This is a genomic window from Inquilinus limosus MP06, from assembly GCF_000767795.1.
Taxonomy (GTDB): Bacteria; Pseudomonadota; Alphaproteobacteria; order DSM-16000; family Inquilinaceae; genus Inquilinus; species Inquilinus limosus_E.
In genome coordinates this window covers 1-20,272 of the sequence record NZ_JANX01000043.1, presented here as the reverse complement: position 1 = coordinate 20,272, position 20,272 = coordinate 1, and the positions used below count along the sequence as shown (strand labels likewise).

The 20,272-nt window shown below is 70.3% G+C and carries 17 protein-coding genes; 12 read left to right on the top strand and 5 right to left on the bottom strand.

Annotated features, from left to right (window positions below; genetic code table 11):
• Window positions 1-432 precede the first annotated feature (432 nt).
• Window positions 433-1,269, top strand: a complete 837-nt coding sequence (locus P409_RS05985) for a BtpA/SgcQ family protein (RefSeq protein WP_034832945.1) — start codon at window positions 433-435, stop codon at window positions 1,267-1,269.
• Window positions 1,270-1,553: 284 nt separating this feature from the next.
• On the opposite strand, the gene P409_RS38715 is transcribed toward P409_RS05985, so the two are convergent.
• Window positions 1,554-1,706: a hypothetical protein gene (locus tag P409_RS38715; RefSeq protein ID WP_161790350.1), complete on the bottom strand. Its 153-nt coding sequence runs from the start codon at window positions 1,704-1,706 to the stop codon at window positions 1,554-1,556.
• 182 nt (window positions 1,707-1,888) lie between these two features.
• Here P409_RS38715 and poxB point away from each other — a divergent pair, with 182 nt between their 5' ends.
• A complete protein-coding gene (gene poxB, locus P409_RS05980) occupies window positions 1,889-3,616 on the top strand; it encodes a ubiquinone-dependent pyruvate dehydrogenase (RefSeq protein ID WP_034832942.1) in 1,728 nt (575 codons plus the stop codon).
• 56 nt (window positions 3,617-3,672) lie between these two features.
• Here the strand turns inward: poxB and P409_RS05975 are convergent, their stop codons facing one another.
• Together P409_RS05975 and acnA are read right to left on the bottom strand one after the other, a co-directional pair.
• Window positions 3,673-4,065, bottom strand: coding sequence for a RidA family protein (locus tag P409_RS05975; RefSeq protein WP_034832939.1), 393 nt, complete (start codon window positions 4,063-4,065; stop codon window positions 3,673-3,675).
• Between the two features lie 332 nt (window positions 4,066-4,397).
• Window positions 4,398-7,010: an aconitate hydratase AcnA gene (acnA, locus tag P409_RS05970; protein ID WP_238578606.1), complete on the bottom strand. Its 2,613-nt coding sequence runs from the start codon at window positions 7,008-7,010 to the stop codon at window positions 4,398-4,400.
• Window positions 7,011-7,181: 171 nt separating this feature from the next.
• On the opposite strand from acnA, the gene P409_RS36950 reads away from it, so the two are divergent.
• The 9 genes from P409_RS36950 to P409_RS05925 all read left to right on the top strand — a co-directional run bounded on the left by P409_RS36950 (window position 7,182) and on the right by P409_RS05925 (window position 17,464).
• Entirely contained in the window at window positions 7,182-7,556 is a 375-nt protein-coding gene (locus P409_RS36950) for an FCD domain-containing protein (RefSeq protein WP_081991307.1), read from the top strand.
• A gap of 199 nt (window positions 7,557-7,755) precedes the next feature.
• Entirely contained in the window at window positions 7,756-8,829 is a 1,074-nt protein-coding gene (locus P409_RS05960; protein ID WP_081991306.1) for an amidohydrolase family protein, read from the top strand.
• Window positions 8,826-9,692: an alpha/beta hydrolase gene (locus P409_RS05955; protein WP_034832934.1), complete on the top strand. Its 867-nt coding sequence runs from the start codon at window positions 8,826-8,828 to the stop codon at window positions 9,690-9,692. Before P409_RS05960 ends, P409_RS05955 begins: the two co-directional genes overlap by 4 nt.
• A gap of 60 nt (window positions 9,693-9,752) precedes the next feature.
• Window positions 9,753-11,291, top strand: coding sequence for an ABC transporter substrate-binding protein (locus tag P409_RS05950; protein WP_034832932.1), 1,539 nt, complete (start codon window positions 9,753-9,755; stop codon window positions 11,289-11,291).
• A 37-nt stretch (window positions 11,292-11,328) separates the two neighbouring features.
• Complete coding sequence (locus tag P409_RS05945; RefSeq protein ID WP_034832931.1) at window positions 11,329-12,273, top strand: ABC transporter permease; 945 nt, start codon at window positions 11,329-11,331, stop codon at window positions 12,271-12,273.
• Entirely contained in the window at window positions 12,270-13,088 is an 819-nt protein-coding gene (locus P409_RS05940) for an ABC transporter permease (RefSeq protein WP_034832930.1), read from the top strand. The genes P409_RS05945 and P409_RS05940 overlap by 4 nt, the downstream gene beginning before the upstream one ends.
• A complete protein-coding gene (locus P409_RS05935) occupies window positions 13,088-14,761 on the top strand; it encodes an ABC transporter ATP-binding protein (protein ID WP_034832929.1) in 1,674 nt (557 codons plus the stop codon). Before P409_RS05940 ends, P409_RS05935 begins: the two co-directional genes overlap by 1 nt.
• 35 nt (window positions 14,762-14,796) lie before the next feature.
• Entirely contained in the window at window positions 14,797-16,347 is a 1,551-nt protein-coding gene (locus tag P409_RS05930; RefSeq protein ID WP_202964573.1) for an ABC transporter substrate-binding protein, read from the top strand.
• A gap of 16 nt (window positions 16,348-16,363) precedes the next feature.
• Window positions 16,364-17,464, top strand: coding sequence for a pyridoxal phosphate-dependent aminotransferase (locus tag P409_RS05925; protein WP_034832928.1), 1,101 nt, complete (start codon window positions 16,364-16,366; stop codon window positions 17,462-17,464).
• 116 nt (window positions 17,465-17,580) lie between these two features.
• Here the strand turns inward: P409_RS05925 and P409_RS05920 are convergent, their stop codons facing one another.
• Together P409_RS05920 and P409_RS05915 are read right to left on the bottom strand one after the other, a co-directional pair.
• Window positions 17,581-17,997, bottom strand: coding sequence for a cupin domain-containing protein (locus P409_RS05920; protein ID WP_034832927.1), 417 nt, complete (start codon window positions 17,995-17,997; stop codon window positions 17,581-17,583).
• 11 nt (window positions 17,998-18,008) lie between these two features.
• Window positions 18,009-19,070: an isocitrate/isopropylmalate dehydrogenase family protein gene (locus P409_RS05915; protein ID WP_034832925.1), complete on the bottom strand. Its 1,062-nt coding sequence runs from the start codon at window positions 19,068-19,070 to the stop codon at window positions 18,009-18,011.
• 123 nt (window positions 19,071-19,193) lie between these two features.
• Between P409_RS05915 and P409_RS05910 the strand changes: the two genes are divergently transcribed.
• Window positions 19,194-20,272: serine hydrolase domain-containing protein (locus P409_RS05910; protein WP_034832923.1), on the top strand; the 1,079-nt coding region annotated here is incomplete at its 3' end.

The window sequence follows — 20,272 nt, the reverse complement described above, 5'->3', positions numbered from 1 at the left end:
GGGCTGCTGGATCGCGGCGCGACGGTCGAGGATGCCCTGCCGGCCGCCATCCGCGCCGCCGCGATCGGCGTGACCCGGCCGGGCGTCCTGTCTTCCTTTCCGACCCGGGCGGAGATCGCTGCGATCCTGCCCGCATCCCTGGCCCGAGGAGGGGCCGAGCGATGACCGAGACAAGCCCCCATTTCTCACCCTCCCTATGGCCTGCGCCGGTTCAAGACGCCGGCAGGGCAGGAGCCGTGCGCGGCGCGATGCAGCGCATCGGGCAAGCGCGGCGACGCCCCCTGCCGGCGTCTTCAACCGGCCCGGAGGGTTGCCTTGCGGCGGGCGCCTGCGGCCCCGGGCGGCTCGACCGTATGTCCCGATACGCCCTTCGCCGCCCGGAACCGCATTCACCTCGCCGCAAGGCAACGCAGGTCATAGGGAGGGTGAGAAATGGGGGCTAAGCCCGTGGCCGAGACCCGTGGCCACGCCATCCGCGACATCTTCGGCCGGACCAAGGCGGTGATCGGCGTCGTCCACCTGCTGGCGCTGCCCGGCGCGCCGCAGCATCGCGGCGGCGGGGTCGAGGCGATCTATGATCGCGCCATGGCCGATGCCGAGGCCTATCTCTCCGGCGGCTGCGACGGGCTGATCGTCGAGAATCACGGCGACATCCCGTTCTCCAAGCCCGACGACATCGGGCCGGAGACGGCGTCGCACATGGCGGTGATCGCCGACCGCATCCGCTGCCGGTTCGGCAAGCCGATCGGCATCAACGTGCTGGCCAATGCCGCGATCCCGGCCTTCGCCATCGCCTCGGCGGCCCAGGCGGCCTTCATCCGGGTGAACCAATGGGCCAACGCCTATGTCGCCAATGAGGGCTTCGTCGAGGGCGAGGCAGCGCGGGCGCTGCGCTACCGCGCCCGGCTGCGGGCCGACGGCATCCGCGTCTTCGCCGACGCGCATGTGAAGCACGGCGCCCACGCCATCACCGGCGACCGCCCGGTGGAGGAGCTGGTGCGCGACGTCGCGTTCTTCGACGCCGATGCGGTGATCGCCACCGGCCAGCGCACCGGCCACGCCGCCGACCTCGATTACATCCGCACCATCGCCGGCGCCACCACGCTGCCCTCGCTGGCCGGCAGCGGCGTGACGCCGGAGAACGTCAACGCCATCCTCGGCGTCGTCGACGCGGTGATCGTCGCCAGCGCGCTGAAGCGCGACGGGGTATGGTGGAACCCGGTCGACCCGGCGCGCGTCCGCAGCTTCATCGCCGGCATCGACCGGTAGGGGCGCGGCGCCGAGGCGTCTCGATCCCGACGCTAATGGGCCACCACCACCTTGGCCTCCCCGGTGAGCGTCACCTGTGCGGTGATGATGTCGCGGTCTTGGTCGTAGGACTGCTCGGTGATGGTGCGCTGCGTGATCGTGACGATGAGCCGGTCCTTCGATCCCTTGCCGCGGTCCGCGACATCCAGCTGATACTCGTATGTGCTGCTCGTCCGGCCGTGGTGACCGTTGTTGATCTGGGGAAAGGTGATCTCGCTGACGCGGGTGACCGTCGGTGGCCGGCCTCAGCTGTTGATATGGAATGCGACACCCCAGTCGGGGGAATTCGTGAGGGTGTTGATGAGATCGGTCGCCGCGTTGTGGTGGGCCCGGTCATAACGGGCAACCGACTGATCGGGCACGATCATGACGGTGATCGTGGCAACGGCCTTCGTCATGGCGATGCTCCCTTCTCGAACCGCTCCGCCGGAGCGGCGGAGGCCTGGCGGTGAGACGCGCGACGCGCGGATGTGTGAACGGAGGCGAGGTCCGGCGACCACTCCGCGCATCGACAGGCGGGACGTGGTCGCGGAGGATGGGCCGAGCCGAGTTCCGCGCCGCGGACAGACAGGAGAGCATCATGGCCAGAACCGTTGCCGACCAGATGGTCGAGACCCTCGCCGCCGCCGGTGTCGAGCGCATCTACGGCATCGTCGGCGACAGCCTGAACGGCTTCACCGATTCGCTCCGGCGCCATGGCGGAATCCGCTGGCTGCATGTCCGGCACGAGGAGGTGGCGGCCTTCGCCGCCGGCGCCGATGCGCATGTCACGGGCGGCCTGGCGGTCTGCGCCGGCAGCTGCGGCCCGGGCAACCTGCACCTGATCAACGGGCTGTTCGACTGCCACCGGTCGCGGGTGCCGGTGGTCGCCATCGCCGCCCATATCCCGTCGCCCGAGATCGGCTCCGGCTACTTCCAGGAGACGCATCCGGAACAGCTGTTCCGGGAGTGCAGCCTGTATTGCGAGCTGGTGTCGAACCCCGACCAGATGCCGCGGGCACTGGAGATCGCGGTCCGCCGCGCGGTGGCGGAGCGCGGCGTGGCGGTGCTGGTGATCCCGGGCGACATCGCGCTGAAGGCCGCGCCGGACGCGCCGGCGCCGAAGCCGCAGGGCCTGCTGCCGGACCGGCCGGCGGTGACGCCGCCGGACCAGGCGCTGGACCGGCTGGCCGAGCTGCTCAACGGCGCCTCGCGCGTCACCATCCTGTGCGGCAGCGGCTGCGCCGGCGCGCATGACGCGGTGATCAAGCTGGCCGAGACGCTGAAGGCTCCGGTGGTCCATGCCATGCGCGGCAAGGAGCATGTCGAGTACGACAACCCCTACGATGTCGGCATGACCGGGCTGATCGGCTTCTCCTCCGGCTACTACGCCATGGAGGCCTGCGACACGCTCCTGATGCTGGGCACCGACTTCCCGTACCGGCAGTTCTATCCGAAGGGCGCGCGCATCGCCCAGGTCGACCTGCGGGCCGAGGCGATCGGCCGGCGCGTGCCGGTCGATCTCGGCGTGATCGGCGATGTCGCCTCGACGCTGAAGGGGCTGCAGCCCCGCCTGACGGTCAAGAGCGACCGGGCGCATCTCGACGAGTCGGTGCAGCGCTACAAGGAGGCGCGGCGGGGGCTGGACGAGCTCGCCACCGGCCGCCCCGGCGGGCCGCTGCACCCGCAGCATATCGCCCGGGTGCTCAGCGAGCGGGCGGCCGACGACGCCGTCTTCACCTGCGACGTCGGGCTGCCGACCGTGTGGGCGGCGCGCTACCTGGCGATGAACGGGCGCCGGCGGCTGCTGGGCTCGTTCTGGCACGGCTCGATGGCCAACGCCCTGGCCCAGGCGATCGGCGCCCAGGCCGCCGATCCGAAGCGGCAGGTGGTCTCGCTGTCCGGCGACGGCGGCTTCACCATGCTGATGGGCGATCTGCTGAGCCTGAAGCAGCTCGGCCTGCCGGTGAAGGTGGTGGTATTCAACAACGGTTCGCTCGGCTTCATCGAGCTGGAGCAGAAATCCTCCGGCTTCCTCGACACCGGGACGGAGCTGCAGAACCCGAACTTCGCCGCCATGGCCGAGGCGATCGGCATCAAGGGCGTGCGGATCGACGACCCGGCCCGGGTCGAGGACGGGATCGCCGAGGCACTGGCCCATCCCGGCCCGGTGCTGATCGACGCCGTGGTCAACCGGATGGAGCTGGCGATGCCGCCCAAGGTCACCACCGAGATGGCCAAGGGCTTCAGCCTCTACATGCTGAAGGCGGTGCTGAACGGCCGGGTCGACGAGGTGGTGGAGCTGGCGCGGTCCAACCTGCGGCGCTGACTGCATAGACAGCCCCCGGGGGAGGGCGTCCATCCCCCGGGGTCGCCGCCGGCCGGTCAGGTGGGAATCCGGGCGATGACCTTGATCTCGAAATCGAAGCCCGCCAGCCAGTTCACGCCCACCGCGGTCCAGTTCGGATAGGGCGGCTCGCCGATCTGCTCCAGCCGGATCGGGACGATGGTCTCCCACTGCCGGGCCGGGTCGGTGTGGAAGGTGGTAACATCGACGACATCATCGAAGGTGCAGCCGGCTTCCTTCAGCACCGCCGTGAGATTGGCGAAGGCAAGCCGGACCTGCTTCGCGAAATCCGGCTCGGGCGAGCCGTCCTCGCGGCTGCCGACCTGGCCCGAGACGAACAGCAGATCGCCCGAGCGGATCGCCGCCGAGTAGCGGTTGATCTCGTACAGCGCCTGCCGACCGGCAGGAAAGATCGCGTCGCGTTTGGCCAAAGGATGCTCCTGTCTGGACTGGCAGGCCTGAGCCCGCGCGAGCCGGGACGGACCCCGCCGGAAGGGCGAGGGGTATCCGCCCCGGTGTCGGGGCCGACATCTGCGTTTCGCTGATCGGGACAGGAATCGAGATACGTCCCGTATGTCGGTATATCGGTGCATACGCTCCGTATGTCAATTGACATACGCGATGCATGTCATTTTTTATGGGAATCCGCACTGGCCGCCCGGGCCCGCATCGTCCGGTGATGGCCGGCAAGCCGGGCGCGACCGCGCAGCGCGGCTCGGCCATGCCGGGACGCACGGTGCCGACCGTCCCGGCGTAAGGCCGATCAGGCCGGCAGGGTCGAACGGACCGCGCGGTCGATCATCAGCGGCATCACGCCGCCGGCTTTCAGGATGTCGAGCTCGAGCGCGGTCTCGATCGCGGCGCCGGCCTCGAAGAGGTCGATCGACCCATCCGCGCGACAGATCCTGATCGACACCGGGCCATGCGGCCGCAGCGACTCCCGCGGCGCATCGATCTCGATCCAGTCCTGCGGAGCCAGCGCCAGGGCCGCGGGGTGGCGATCCGGCGGCAGGCGCACGGGCAGCACGCCCATGCCGGCCAGGTTGGCCCGGTGGATCCGCTCGAAGCTGGCGGCCAGCACCGCGCGCACCCCCAGCAGGGCGACACCCTTCGCCGCCCAGTCCCGCGACGAGCCGGCGCCGTAGCGCTCACCGGCCAGGATCACGGTCGGCACGTCCTCGGCGCGATAGCGCTCGGCCGCCTGCCACAGCGGCAGCGTCTCGCCGGAGGGGAGGTGGCGCGCGGTCCCGGGCGCCAGCGTCGGGTCCAGCAGGTTGCGCACGGTCCGGTTGGTGTAGAGGCCGCGGCGCATCACCTCCCAATTGCCGCGCCGCGCGGCGAAGACGTTGAGGTCGCGCGGATCCTCGCCGCGGCCCGCCAGATGCGCGCCGGCATCGCTGCCGGGCGGGATGGCGCCGGCGGGGGAGATGTGGTCGGTGGTGATGTCGTCGCCCAGAACCAGCAGCGGCCGGGCGCGGTAGAAGCCAAGGCGGCCGGGCTGGCCGCCCGCGGCGAAGGGCGGCGGGCGCACATAGTTCGACGCCTCGTCCCAGGGGAACAGCGTCGTCGCGGGGGCGTCCAGCGACGCCCAGGCGCCGTTGTCATGGGCGGCGGCGAAGGCGTCCGGGAAGTCGCGGGGATTCGCGGCGCCGCGCAGGACGGCGTCGATCTCGGCGCCGCTCGGCCACAGGTCGCGCAGCCACACGGGCCGGCCGTCCGGGGCGTGGCCCAGCGGATCGGAGAGGATGTCGCGGGCCATGTCACCGGCCAGGGCATAGGCGACGACCAGCGGCGGCGAGGCCAGGAATCCGGCCTCGACCAGCGGATGGATCCGGCCCGGGAAGTTGCGGTTACCGGACAGCACCGCGGTCGCGGCCGTGCCGTCGCGGATCGCCGCCTCCATCGCCGGCTCCAGCGGCCCGGACTGGCCGATGCAGGTGGTGCAGCCATAGCCGACGATGGCGAAGCCGAGGGCTTCCAGATCGGCGGCCAGGCCGGCTCGCTCGAGATAGCGCGCCGCGGCGGGGGAGCCCGGCGCCAGCGAGGTCTTGACCCAGGACGGCGGGCGCAGCCCCAGGCGCCGCGCCTGGCGGGCCAGCAGGCCGGCGGCGACCAGCAGCCGCGGATCGGTGGTGTTGGTACAGCTGGTGATCGCCGCGATCGCCACGGCACCTTCGGGCGGGTTGGAGCCCCCCGAGGAGGGTCGGAACGGGCGGCCATGGGCCTGCGCCAGCGCCCGGGGCACCTCGGCCGGAGTCACCCGGTCCTGCGGCCGCCGCGGCCCGGCCAGGCTGGTGGCGACGGCGCCGAGGTCGATCTCGACGACATCAGTGTAGAGCGGCGCAGCCCCGGGGTCGAACCACAGCCCCTGGCGCCGGGCCAGGGTGGCGACCCGGTCCAGCAGGGCCGTCGGGCGGCCGGTCTCCGCCAGATAGTCCAGCGTCCGTTCATCGATCGGGAAATAGCCGGTCGAGGCACCGCATTCCGGCGCCATGTTGGCGACGACCGCCCGGTCCCCGGCCGACAGGGCGGCGACGCCGGGGCCGAAGAACTCGACGAACTCGCCCGACAGCCCGTGCCGACGCAGCCGCTCGGTCACCGCCAGGGCCAGGTCGGTGGACAGTACGCCCTCGCGCAGTCGGCCTGCCAGCCGCACGCCGACGATGTCGGGCAGGCGCAGCATCAGCGGCATGCCGAACATCACGCTCTCGGCCTCCACCCCGCCGACGCCCCAGCCCAGCACGCCGAGGCCGTTGACCATCGGCGTGTGGCTGTCGGTGCCGATCAGCGTGTCCGGCACCGCCCAGGCCTGGCCCTGGCGCTGCTCCACGGCCACCACCGTGGCCAGCTGCTCCAGGTTCATCGTGTGCATGATGCCGGTGCCGGGCGGGTGCACGGTGACGCCGCGCAGGGCGCCGGTGGCCCATTTCATCAGCCGGTAGCGCTCGGTGTTGCGGCCGATCTCCCGCGCCATGTTGTGGGCCAGCGCGTCGCGGGTGCCGTGGCGGTCGACCGCCACGGAATGGTCGACCGAGACGTCGACCGGCAGGACCGGGTTCAGCGCCGCCGGGTCGCCGCCCGCCGCTGCCACCGCGTCGCGCATCGCGGCGATGTCGACCAGCGCCGGCACGCAGGTGGTGTCGTGCATCATCAGCCGCGCCGGCCGGAACGCGATCTCCGCCGTGCTGCGGCGGCCGGCCAGCCAGGCCAGGAACGGCGCCAGGGTCTCGGTCGGGAGGGCGTCCGTGTGGCGGACCGCATTCTCGATCAGGACCCGCATCGACCACGGGAACCGGGCGAGGTCCCCGCCCAGCAGCCGCGGCAGGTCGATGAAGCGAAGATGCCGCCCACCAAGGTCGACAGTGCTGGACGTCATCATGCAGTCCCCGGCGGCCAGAGCAGCAGGGCTTATTGCATAACATAAATACGAAATGCAACAATCGCCGCCACGGCCGATCGGGCCGGCCGGCTTGCCGAGAGGGGCCGATGCCGCCATCGCCGCTGACGCCGCGGATCGCCGCGCGCATCAGCGACTACACCCGCCGCCATCCTGCAGCCGGGCTACACGGTCGACGAGGAGGCGTTCCGCCGTGCCCGGGCGCAGCAGCAGGCCCTGCTGGACGGCGACTACCGCACCCTGTCGCGCACCAGGCTGTTCGAGATCAACTCGCAGTTCCACGAGATGATCGTCGCCGGCTCCGGCAACCTCTACTTCATCGAATCGATCAAGCGGGTGAATGCCAGCCGCCGCCTGGCGGAGTACCGCAAGACGGTCGACCGCAGCCGCCTGGTCGGCCAGTCGCTGGAGCATCTGCGCATCCTCGACCTGCTCGAGGCCGGCGATGTCGCCAAGGCGTCCGAGTTCATGCGCTTCCATCTCGACTACGCGCTCAAGCTGAAATCCGACGGCACCCTGGGCTAGGCGTCGGCGCGGGCGGTGCGTGGCCTGCGCAGAATTGGATTGACTTACATTTATACGTTATGCAATTCATCGGAGGTGGCCGGGCCGGTTCCATGGCGCGGCCGTTCCCAATGCAGCGATTTCGGCAGGGCCGCAGCCTGCCGAACTCTCCCCTTGGCGACGACGCGGAGATGTCGGGGATGGCGGAGGAATTGTCGGCATGATCCCGGCCTACGACCCCCGGCGCAATGCGGTGAGGTCGCTGGCCGCGCTCGCCGCCTGGCAAGGCGATGCCGCCGAGCCGGCGCTGGAGCCGGACCTGCCGATCGTCGACAGCCATCATCATCTCTGGCGCCGCGACACCGGCGATTATCTGCCGGGCGATCTGACGGCGGATGCCGGTGGCCATAACGTGGTCGCGACGGTCTGCCTCGAATGCGGCGCCGGCTATCGGACGGACGGTCCGGAGGCGCTGCGGCCGGTCGGCGAGACCGAGTTCATCGCGGCCGAGACGGCGGGCACCCCGGACGGCGTGGGCGCCGCGATCGTCGGCCGGGCCGATCTGCACCTCGGCGCTCGGGTGCGCGGGATCCTGGAAGCCCATATCGAGGCGGGGCAGGGCCGGTTCCGCGGCATCCGCCAGCCGCTGCGCTGGGACGCGGAGGGCATCGGCATGTTTGGCCGGCCGGGACCGCGCGGCCTGGCGCTGGACCCGGGCTTCCGCCAGGGCTTCGCCGAACTGGCGCCGCTCGGTCTCAGCTTCGACGCCTGGCTGTTCCATCACCAGCTGGAGGAACTCGTCGACCTGGCCCGTGCCTTTCCGGACACCGCGATCATCCTGAACCATGCCGGCGGGCCGCTCGGCGTCGGTGCCTATGCCGGCCGCCGCGACGAGGTGCTGGCGCTGTGGCGCCGCGGCATCGTCGAGCTGGCGCGCTGCCCGAACGTTCAGGTCAAGATCGGCGGGCTGGGGATGCTCTATTACGGCTTCACCTTCCATGAGCGCGCCGCGCCGCCGGGCTCGGTCGAACTGGCGGACGCCTGGCGCCTTTATGCCGAGGAATGCTTCGACCGTTTCGGAGTCGGGCGCTGCCTGTTCGAGAGCAACTTCCCGGTCGACAAGCAGAGCTGCAGCTATAGTGCCCTGGCCAACGCCTTCAAGCGGCTGACCCGGGGCTTCTCGGAGGCCGAGCGCTCGGCCTTCTTCAGCCGCAACGCGGCCCGGACCTACCGGGTCGAGATCGACTGGGCGCGGCACGACGCGGTGTCGGCCGGTGAGGAGGCAGGACCATGACCGAAGCCGCTGTCGATCGAGGTGCCGATGCGGAGTTCGTCGAGCGCAATCGCGCCCAGTTCGACTTCGGCCGGACCACGATCTTCGCCAGCCGGGCGGATCCGCGCTTCGCCTATTGCCTGTACGTGCCGCCGGCCCTGCCGGCCAGGCCGAAGCCGGAGCTGGTGGTGGTGATGCATGGCACCGGCCGCGACTTCGTCGGCTACCGCGATGCCTTCTCCGAATTCGGGCGCTGGAACAACTGCATCATCCTGGCGCCGCTGTTCCCGGTCGGCGTGCGGGGCGACGGCAACCGCGACGGCTTCAAATACATCCAGGAAGGCGACATCCGCTACGACCGCGCGCTGCTGGCCATCGTCGACGAGCTGGTCGAGCGCTACGCCTTGCCCTCCGGCCGCTTCGCCCTGTTCGGCTATTCCGGCGGCGGCCACTTCACCCACCGCTTCCTGATGCTGCACCCGGACCGGCTGTGGGCCGCCTGCATCGGCGCGCCGGGGTCGGTCACGCTCTTGGACCCGACGCGCGACTGGTGGGTCGGCACGCGCAACACCGAGGCGCTGTTCGGCATCGCCGTCGACCCCGCCGCCCTGGCCCGCGTGCCGGTGCAGATGGTGGTCGGTGCAGCCGACCTGGAGACCTGGGAGATCACCCACCAACCCGGCAAGCGCCACTGGATGCCGGACGCCAACCATGCCGGCCGCACGCGGCCGGAGCGGCTGGCCAGCCTGCAACGGACCTTCGAGGCGGCGGGCGTTTCCGTGCGCTTCGACCTGGTGCCGAACATGGCCCATGACGGGCTGGCGGCGGTGCCGCAGGTGCAGACCTTCCTGGCGGAGGTTCTGGGGCAGCGCCGGGCCGGCTGAGCGGGGCGGCATCAGGCGCCAGGCACAAGGCGCCGGTTCTGACAAACAGGAGGCACAATCATGAAACGATGGACGCTGATTTTCGCCGCCCTGGCGGCGATGGCCGGCCCGGCCGCCGCGCAGACCATCACCGCGGCGCTGAACCAGGACATCCGCAGCTCCGACCCCGGGGTGAACCGCGACGGCAACACCGACATGGTCATCCTGCACGTGGTCGAGGGCCTTGTCGGTAATTCGGAAGGCGGCGGCGTCGGGCCGCTGCTGGCGCAGAAAATCGACGTCTCCCCCGACGGCAGGACCTACACCTTCACCCTGCGCCGGGGGGTGAGGTTCCACAACGGCGCACCGCTGACTTCGGCCGAGGTGCTGTGGAGCTGGAACCGCTACATGAACCCGAAGACGGAGTGGCGTTGCCTGCCGAACTTCGACGGCCGCAACGGCACCAAGGTGGTGTCGGCCACGGCGCCGGATCCCGCCACCTTCGTCATGGTGCTGGACAAGCCGAACGCGATGTTCCTGGACCAGCTGGCGCTGACCGACTGCGGCGGCACCAGCATCCTGCACCCGGATTCGGTCAAGGCCGACGGCAGCTGGGACAAGCCGATCGGCACCGGCCCGTTCAAGTTCGGCGAGTGGAAGCGCGGCCAGTCGGTGTCGCTGCTGGCCTTCGACGACTACGTCTCGCCGCCGGGCGACAAGCGCGACGGCTTCCTGGGCCTGAAGAAGCCGCTGGTGAAGGAGGTGCGCTTCCTGGCCATCCCCGACGCCGCGACCGTCAAGGCCGGGCTGCAGTCGGGTGCGATCGATGTCTCCTCGGTGCCTGAGGCCGAGGTGAAGGAGCTGCAGGCCGACCCGAACCTGGCGGTCGAGCTGGGCACCAACCCGGTGCGCCACGGCATCATCCTGCAGACCCGCGACCCGGTGCTGAAGAATGTCAAGATACGCCAGGCCATGGCCGCGGCGATCGACTATCAGGCGCTGGTCGACGCGGTGACCGAGGGCATCGGCAAGGTCAACAACTCGCCGGTCTACCGCACCTCGCAGTACTACGGCCCGGTGGAGCAGCAGGGCTTCACCTATGACCCCGAGCGGGCGAAGGCGCTGCTCGCGGAGGCCGGCTACAAGGGCGAGAAGATCGTGCTGATCGCCAACAAACGGTCGACCGTGCCCAGCTTCAACACCGCGGTGATCGCGCAGCAGATGTGGCAGGCGGTCGGGCTGAACGTCGAGATCGAGGTGCTGGACTGGGCGACCCAGCTCGATAAGTACAACACCGGGGCCTACATGATGGAGGCCACGTCCTATTCGCCCCGCTTCGACGTCGCCCTCGGCTTCGAGCAGATCTCGGGCCCCAAGGACAAGCAGTCGCGCAAGGTCTGGGAGAACCCGGAGGCGCTGGCCCTGATCGACAAGGCGATGCAAACCACCGACCCGAAGGATCGGCAGCCGATCTTCGACCAGCTGCACAGGATGCTGCTGGAGGACGTGCCGGTGATCTTCACCCACAACGACAATGACTGCCTGGCCCACAACAAGCGCGTCACCGGGCTGAAGCCCTGGGCGTCGAACCTGATCCTGTGGGGCGTGGCCAAGAGCTGACCCACCGCAAACCCCTGGCCCTGACACGAGAGAGGACATGCTGCGCTTCATCCTGACGCGCGTGGCCATGGCGGTCCCGACGCTGCTGATCGTGGCGGTGTCGGTGTTCGCCCTGATCCGGCTGATCCCCGGCGACCCCGCCGCGCTGATGCTGGGCGACTTGGCCGACCCCGCCAGCCTGGCCGATCTGCGGCACCGGCTGGGGCTGGACCAGGGGCTGGTGGTCCAGTTCGCGATCTGGTTCGGCCATCTGCTGCAGGGCGACCTCGGCCAGTCGATCACCTCGCAGGAGGCGGTGCTGCCGCTGATCCTGGAACGGTTCTGGATCAGCGCCCAGGTGGTGCTGGCGGCGGTGCTGCTGGCCAGCCTGGCCGCGGTGCCGGCCGGGGTGATCGCCGCCTGGCGTCAGAACAGCCGCACCGACATGGCGCTGGTCGGGATCGCCACGCTGTTCCTGTCGGTGCCGACCTTCTGGCTGGGCCTGCTGCTGCTGCTGTTCCTCGGGCTCAAGCTCTCCTGGCTGCCGGTCGTCGGCTACGTCTCGGTCGCCGACGATCCGATGCGCGGCCTCCTGTACCTGGCCATGCCGATCCTGACGCTGTTCCTGCACGAGACCGGCGTGATCCTGCGCATGGCCCGGGCCTCGACGCTGGAGGTGCTGCGGCTCGACTACATCACCCATGCCCGGGCCAAGGGGCTGTCGGAGGGCGCGGTGCTGCGCCGCCACGCCTTCAAGAACGCCTTCGGCCCGACCTGGACCCTGATCGGCCTGGTGCTGGGCAACCTGCTGGGCGGCATCGCGGTGGTGGAGACGGTGTTCACCATCCCCGGCCTCGGCCGCCTGCTGGTCGATTCGATCTTCGCCCGCGACTACCCGGTCATCCAGGGATGCCTGCTGTTCGTCGCGATCACCTATGTGCTCGTCAACCTGATCGTCGATCTCTGCTACCCGATCTTCGATCCGCGGGTGGCCGTGGAATGAAGCGCATCTCCCTCAACGCCGCAACCGGCGGCGCCATCATCGCCGTCCTGCTCGCCACCGCGGCCAGCGGGGCGCTGTGGACGCCTTACGACCCGCTGGCGATCAGCTTCCGCGCCAAGCTCGGTGCCCCCAACCTCGCGCATTGGCTTGGCACTGACGAGTTCGGTCGCGACGTGCTCAGCCGGATCATGGCGGGAGCCGCGACCAGCGTCTGGATCAGCCTGCTCACCGTCTCTGTCGCGGTGGTGTTGGGCACGGCCATCGGTGTCTTTTCCGGCTATGTCCGCGGCTGGGTCGACCGCATCGTCATGGCGTTCAATGACGCGCTGCTGGCCTTCCCCGGCATCCTGCTGGCGCTCGGGCTGCTCGCCGTGGTCGGCGCCAACAAATACGGGATCATCGTGGCGCTGGGCCTGGCCTATGCGCCGTCGGTCGCGCGCATCGCCCGCGGCACCGTGCTGTCGCTGCGCGAGCAGGAGTTCATCGCCGCCTCCCGCGTCATCGGCAACTCCGAGGGCTACACCATGCTGCGGCACGTGCTGCCGAACTGCCTGGCGCCGCTGACCGTGCTGGCGACCTCGATGTTCGGCTGGGCGCTGCTGGCGGAAAGCGCGCTGTCCTTCCTCGGCCTCGGCGTGCCGCCGCCGGCGCCGACCTGGGGCAACATGCTGGCCAGCAGCCGGCCCTATATCGGCCAGGCCGTCTGGCTCGGCATCTTCCCGGGCCTGTGCATCTCGCTGACCCTGCTCGGCATCAACCTGCTGGGCGACGCGATCCGCGACCGGCTCGACCCGCGGATGAGGGGGGCTGCGTGATGGCGGATCCATTGCTCCAGATCGACGGGCTGACATTGGAGATCGGTGGTTCAGGCACCGTCGTGGTCGACCGCGTCGGCTTCTCGGTCAGCGCGGGCGAGATCGTCGGCGTCGTCGGCGAATCCGGCTCCGGCAAGACCCTGGCGGCGCGCGCCGTGCTGGGGTTGGTGCCGCCGGCCATCCGCCGCATCGCCGGGTCGGTCCGCTTCGAGGGCGAGGAGATCACCGCCATGCCGCCGAGACGGCTGCGCCAGCTGCGCGGCGCCCGCATCGGCATGGTGTTCCAGGAGCCGATGACCTCGCTGAACCCCTCGATGCTGCTGGGCGAGCAGCTGGATGAGGGGCTGGCCCTGCACCGGAAGCTGAAGCCGGCGCAGCGCCGCGAGCTGATCCTCGACATGCTGCGGCGGGTCGGGCTCGGCGACCCGGAGCGGGCGCTGACCTCCTACCCGCACCAGTTTTCCGGCGGCATGCGCCAGCGCATCATGCTGGCCTCGGTGATGCTGCTGCGGCCGGCGCTGCTGGTGGCGGACGAGCCGACCACGGCGCTCGACGCCGTGGTGCAGCGCGACGTGCTGGAGCTGATGGTCGGGCTGACGCGCGAGCACCGCACCGCGGTGCTGATGATCAGCCACGATCTCGGCATGGTCGCCCGCTACTGCGACCGGATCATCGTCATGTGCAAGGGTGAGATCGTGGAGCAGGGGCGGGCGCAGGACCTGCTGGCGGCGCCGCGCCACCCGTACACCCGCAAGCTGCTGGCGGCGATGCCTCAGCGCGGGCCGTCGCGCAGCTTCCCGCCCGGCGAGGCGCCGGTGGTGGCGGTGCGCGACCTGGTGGTCGACTATCCCGGCCGCCGGGTCCTGTTCCGGCAGGAGGCGGGCAAGCGCGCGCTGCACGGCATCAGCCTGGAGGTGGCGCCGCGCCAGGTCGTGGCGGTGGTCGGCGGCTCCGGCTCCGGCAAGACCACGCTGGGCCAGGCCATCGCCGGGCTGGTGCGGCCGTCCGGCGGCGAGATCCTGTTCGGCGGCAAGCCGATCCATCGCGGCGAGGCCGGCTACTGGGACTACCGGCTGAACTGCCAGATGGTGTTCCAGGACCCCTACTCCTCGCTCGACCCGCGCATGACCATCGGCGGGCTGGTGGGCGAGCCGCTGCGCTTCGTCGAGGGCATGATCGGGGCCGAGCGGGCGGAGCGGGTGCGCGAGGTGCTGGCCGAGGTCGGCCTCGGCGAGGGCTTCGCCGGGCGCTACCCGCATGAGCTGTCGGGCGGGCAGCGCCAGCGCGTGGCGATCGCCCGGGCCCTGGTGCGCCGGCCGAAATTCGTCATCGCCGACGAGCCGGTCTCGGCGCTGGACGTCACCGTTCGGGCCCAGATCCTGGAGCTGTTCGCCGACCTGCAGTCGCGGCACGGCTTCTCCTGCCTGTTCATCAGCCACGATCTCGGCGTGGTCGAGCAGGTGGCCGACCGCGTGGTGGTGATGAGCGAGGGCCGGATCGTCGAGCAGGGCACGCGCGACGAGATCTTCGACGCGCCGCGGCACGACTACACCCGCCGGCTGCTTTCGGCCGTGCCGGCGCTGGAGAGCGCGCCCAATGGCGGCGTGCGGCTGCTGTGGCGGCTGGACGGCGAGGCCGGGCCGCAGGTGCGGGCCAAGGCCGCCGCCCTGTAGCGCGGCGGGACACAGAATGAACGAAGGGGCTTCCGATGAAGACGATCGCACTGACCATGCTGGCGGCGGCCTGCCTCGCGGCCGGCCCGGCCCTGGCGGGGGGCGACACGCTGCTGATCCGGCTGAACGCCGATATCCGCTCGCTCGACCCCGGCACCAACCGGGACGGCAACACCGACATCGTCCAGACCCATCTGTATGAAGGCCTGGTCGCGTTCAGGGAGGATGCGACGGTCGGGCCGCTGCTGGCCAAGTCGGTCGAGATATCGCCGGACGGGCTGACCTACACCTTCCCGCTGCGCGAGGATGTGACGTTCAGCAATGGCGCGCCCCTGACCAGCGACGACGTGCTGTTCGCCTGGAAGCGCTACACCGACCCCGCCACCGGCTGGCGCTGCCTGACCGAGGTCGACGGCCGCGGTGCGGTGAAGGTGGTCGGCGTGACCGCGCCGAACGCCCACACGGTGGTGTTCACGCTGGAGAAGCCGTCGGCCCTGTTCCTCGGCACCCTCGCCCGGCCGGATTGCGGCGGCACCGGCATCTACCACCGCAGTTCGCTCGGGCCCGACGGGCAATGGGCGGCGCCGGTGGCGACCGGGCCGTTCAAGCTCGTCGAATGGAAGCGCGGTCAGTATATCGACCTGGTGCGCAACGATTCCTATGCGGCCCTGCCGGGGAAGCGGGACGGCCTCACCGGCAGCAAGACGGTATCGATCCCGAAGCTTCGCTTCCTGATCATCCCGGACGAGGCCACGGCCAAGGCGGCGCTGCAGACCGGCGACATCGACCTGAACTACGATGCCGAGAGCGTGGATGTGGAGGGCTACAAGTCCAACCCGGACCTGGTGACCGATACGGCGCCGACCATGAACATCAGCGACTTCCTGATCCAGACCAGGGACCCTCTGCTGTCGGATGTGCGGATCCGCAAGGCGTTCCTGCTGTCGCTGGACATGGCGGAGCTGGTCGGCCAGGTCACCAACGGCCAGTCCGAACCGAACAATTCGCCGGTCCCGCCGGCCAGCGCCTTCCACAAGGCGGCGCAATCCGTGATCGTGCAGCGCGACGTCGAGCAGGCGAAGCGCCTCCTGGCCGAGGCCGGCTATGACGGCCGGCCGATCAAGATGATCACCAACAAGCGCTACCAGCCGATGTTCGACCAGGCGATCCTGGCCCAGGCCATGGCGCAGGAGGCCGGGCTGAACATCGAGCTCGAGGTGATCGACTGGGCAACGCAGCAGGACCGGTATCTCGCCGGCACCTACCAGATCATGTCGCACGGCTTCTCCGCCCGGCTCGACCCGTCGCTGTCCTTCGAGATGTTCTCCGGCGACAAGGCCAGGCAGCCGCGCAAGGTCTGGGACAATCCGGAGGCAGCGAAGCTGCTGGCGGAGAGCATGGCGGTCGAGGACCCGGCCAAGCGTCAGGCGCTGTTCGACCGGCTGGAGGCGCTGTATCGCGGCGACGTGGCGATGATCACGCTCTATTCCGGCGTGCGCACCAGCGCGGCCCGGGCGAATGTCGTCGGCTACAAGGGCTGGGCCCTCGGCTCGCCCCGCGCCTGGGGCGTATCGTTCAAGCAGTGAGGTGGAGGGGCCGGGAATGCGTTATGCGCGAATGCCGATCGAGGTGGAGTCACCGGAGGAATACGGCTACGGGCTGATCCGTTTCAACCTGTCGGAGAGTTCGGTCGCCGACCGCAACCTGTCGCAGCTGGGCCTGCAGATCCCGGATCTGACCCTGCTCTACGGCAGCCATCGCGGCAGCGAGGCGCTGCGGGCGCTGATCGCGGCACAGGGCCCGGGGCTGCAACCGGATGACGTGCTGATCACCGGCGGCGCGGCCGGGGCGCTGTTCATCATCGCCACCGCGCTCCTGGGCCGCGACGATCATCTGGTGGTGGTGCGCCCGAATTATGCGACCAACCTGGAGACTCCGCGAGCGATCGGCTGCGCCATCACCACGGTCGATCTGCGCTTCGAGGACGGGTTCCGGATCGACCCGGACGCGATCGCCGCCGCGGTGGCGCCGCGCACGAAGCTGATCAGCGTCACCTGCCCGCACAATCCGACCGGGACGATGTGCAGCGAGGCGGATCTGCGGGCGCTGGCCGACCTCGCGGCCCGCACTGGCTGCCCGCTGCTGGTGGACGAGACCTATCGCGACCTGTCCTTCGACGGCGCCCTGCCGCTGGCGGCGACGCTGGGGCCGCATGTCATCGGTGTGTCGTCGCTGTCCAAGGCCTATGGCGTGCCCGGCATCCGCATCGGCTGGATCATCGCCCGCGACCCGAAGCTGCAGGAGCTGTTCCTGGCGGCGAAGGAGCAGATCAGCATCTGCGGCAGCGTGGTCGATGAATGGATCGCCAAGCGGATCCTGGAGAACCGTGCCGCGATCCTGGGGCCGACCCTGGCCGAGATGCGGCGCCGCCGGGCCCTGGTGGCGGGCTGGATCGCCGGCGAGGACCGGCTGGACTGGGTGGCGCCGTCGGGCGGGGTGGTCTGCTTCCCGCGGATGCGGGCGGAGCCGCCGGGCGGCACCGACGCCTTCTACCGGCGCCTTTTGGACGTCCATGGCTGCTATGTCGGGCCGGGTCACTGGTTCGAGATGCCCGACACCTGTTTCCGCCTGGGCTATGGCTGGCCGACGACGGCGGAACTGGAGAGCGGCCTGGCCGCGATCTCAGCCGCGCTGCGGGGGTGAGCAAGAGGAGGCCGCCTCCCCGATTGCGGGTGTCCTCGGAATGTCCAATGCCGTCATTGCGAGCGCAGCGAAGCAATGACGGAAGGCGCCGGACGGCGATGGAAGCGCGAAAACGTCTAGCGGCGCTCCGCGTCGATCCGCCTTGTCTCGCCGGTGGCGACCAGGGTGCGGGTGGCGTCGACCGAGGCGTAGGTCCAGAAGATCCGCAACCGCCCGGGACCGGCATTGACGAAGCGGTGCGGCACCCCGGCCGGCACCCAGGTGGTGTCATGCACGCCCATCCGGCGGGTCGCGCCGGCGATCTCCACCAGCGCCTCGCCCTCCAGCACCAGCACGCTCTCCTCGCAATTGTGCGTGTGCAGCGGAATGGCGCCGCCGGGGGCGAATTCGGTGATGCCGTTGAGCAGGCTGGTGGAGCCGATGCCGCTGGTCACCAGCGGCACGGTCCTGGCGCCGCCGCCACGCTCATGCGGGACGATCTCCGCCGGGCGCAGGATCGCGGCCCGCGGGCTGTCTTCCGTCGTGTCCGTCATATCCGCCTCCCTCAGCCGGCGATCGCGGCGACCACGGCCGCGGTGAAGCCGGTGGTGCTGCCGGTGCCGCCCAGGTCGCGGGTGCGCGCCGCCGGGTCGGCCAGCGCCGCCTCGACCGCATCCTCGATCAGCCGCGCCGCCTCGGCCAGCTTGGCATTGCCGTCGCGGCGGGCGCGCCAGTCCAGCAGCATTGCGGCGGACAGGATCAGCGAGGTCGGATTGGCCAGGTTCCTGCCCTGGATGTCCGGGGCCGATCCGTGCTGCGCCTGGGCGACGCAGACCGTGTCGCCGGCATTGATCGACCCGCCCAGCCCGAGGCTGCCGCACAGCTCCGACGCCTCGTCCGACAGGATGTCGCCGAACATGTTGGTGGTGACGATGACGTCGAACCGGTCCGGGCTGCGGATCAGATGGGCGGCGGCGGCATCGACGATCAGCTCGTCCAGCTCGATCTCCGGAAAGTCCCGGGCCACCCGGCGCACCTCGCGCAGGAACAGCCCGTCGGTCAGCTTCAGCACATTGGCCTTGTGCACGGCGGTGATCTTGCGCCGCCGGCCGCGGGCGATCTCGAACGCGGCACGGGCGACCCGGGCGCTGGCACGCGCGGTGATCTTGCGCACCGCCAGCGCCATGTCCGCATCGGGCATGAACTCCCCGCAGCCGGCGACCATGTTGCGGTCGGCGTAGAAGCCCTCGGTATTCTCGCGCACGATCACCAGGTCCATCGGCTTGCGCAGGATGCTGAGGTCGGGGCACGAGCGGCAGGGGCGGATGTTGGCGGTCAGGTCGAACCGCACCCGCAGCTCGCCTGACGGGTTCAGTCCGCCCCGGTCGCGGGGCGGATACTCGTAATGCGAGACCGGGCCCAGGATCACGCCGTCGGCCTGGGGGATCGCGGCCAGCACCGCCTCCGGCAGGGTGGTGCCCTGCGCCGCCAGCGACGCCAGGCCGATGTCGTGGCGGGAGAAGGCGAGGCCGAGCGCCAGGCGCCGGTCGGCCGCCCGCAGCACCGCCAGGGTGGCCTCGGTGATCTCGGGGCCGATGCCGTCGCCGGAAAGGACCAGGATGTTCATGCCGCCTCGCGGAGTGGGTCGGTGTTGCTTGAGCAATTTTGCATTTTGGGCGACAAAATGCATTAGTGAAATCGAATCGCGCCGCTGAAGCGACGCGCCGCCGCATCTCGCAGGAGACATCCCGTGACCGCCAGCATCAGGCTTCCGCGCGCGACCCCGGCCGAGAAGGGGGTGGACCCGGCCGGCATCCTGGCCTTTCTCGACGAGGTGGCGGCCGAGGGGCTGGAACTGCACAGCTTCATGATGTTCCGTGGCGGTGCCGTGGTGGCGGACGGCTTCTGGAAGCCCTACGGCCCCGACCGCGTCCACATGCAGCATTCGGCGACCAAGAGCTGGACCGCCGCGGCCGTCGGCCTGGCGATCGGCGAGGGCCGGTTCGGCCTGGACGACAAGGTCATCGGCTTCTTTCCGGACCAGCTGCCGGCGGAGGTCGGCAACAATCTGGCGGCGATGACGGTGCGCGACCTGCTGACCATGCGCAGCGGCCATATCACCGGCATCTCCGGCGGCGAATGGCGCCGCATGGGCGGCAGCTGGGTCGAGGCGTTCCTGCGCGAGCCGGTGGAGGAGGCGCCGGGCCGGACCTTCATCTACAGCAGCGCCTCCAGCTACATGCTTTCCGCCATCGTCACCAGGGTGACCGGCCAGACGGTGCGCGACTATCTGGAGCCGCGGCTGTTCCGGCCGCTCGGCATGGGGCCGATCCTGTGGGACGTCTCGCCGGAAGGCATCAGCAGCGGCGGCAACGGCCTCTGCTGCGTCACCGAGGACGTGGTCAAGTTCGGTGCGCTGCACCTGCAGGGCGGCATGTGGGGCGGCCGGCAGGTGCTGCCGGCGGACTGGGTGCGGGAGGCGACGCGCAACCAGGTCGAGGAGGTCTGGATGGCCGATCTCGACGGCAAGCGCTTCCGTCCGCGCGACCCGTCCCAGCGCTCGGTCGCCGATAGGCGCGAGGGCTATGGGTACCAGTGGTGGATGACGCCGCATGGCGGCTACCGCGCCTCCGGCGTCTACGGCCAGCAATGCGTGGTGCTGCCCGGGCAGGATGCCGTGATCGCGATCACCGCGGCGATGCGCAACGGCGACCGACGCCTGATGACCGCGCTCTGGTCTCATCTCTATCCGGCCCTGACCGGCGCCGGCCCCGACGCCGCCCGGGCACAGCCGGTGCTGGAGGCGCGGCTGGCCGCCCTGGCGCTGCC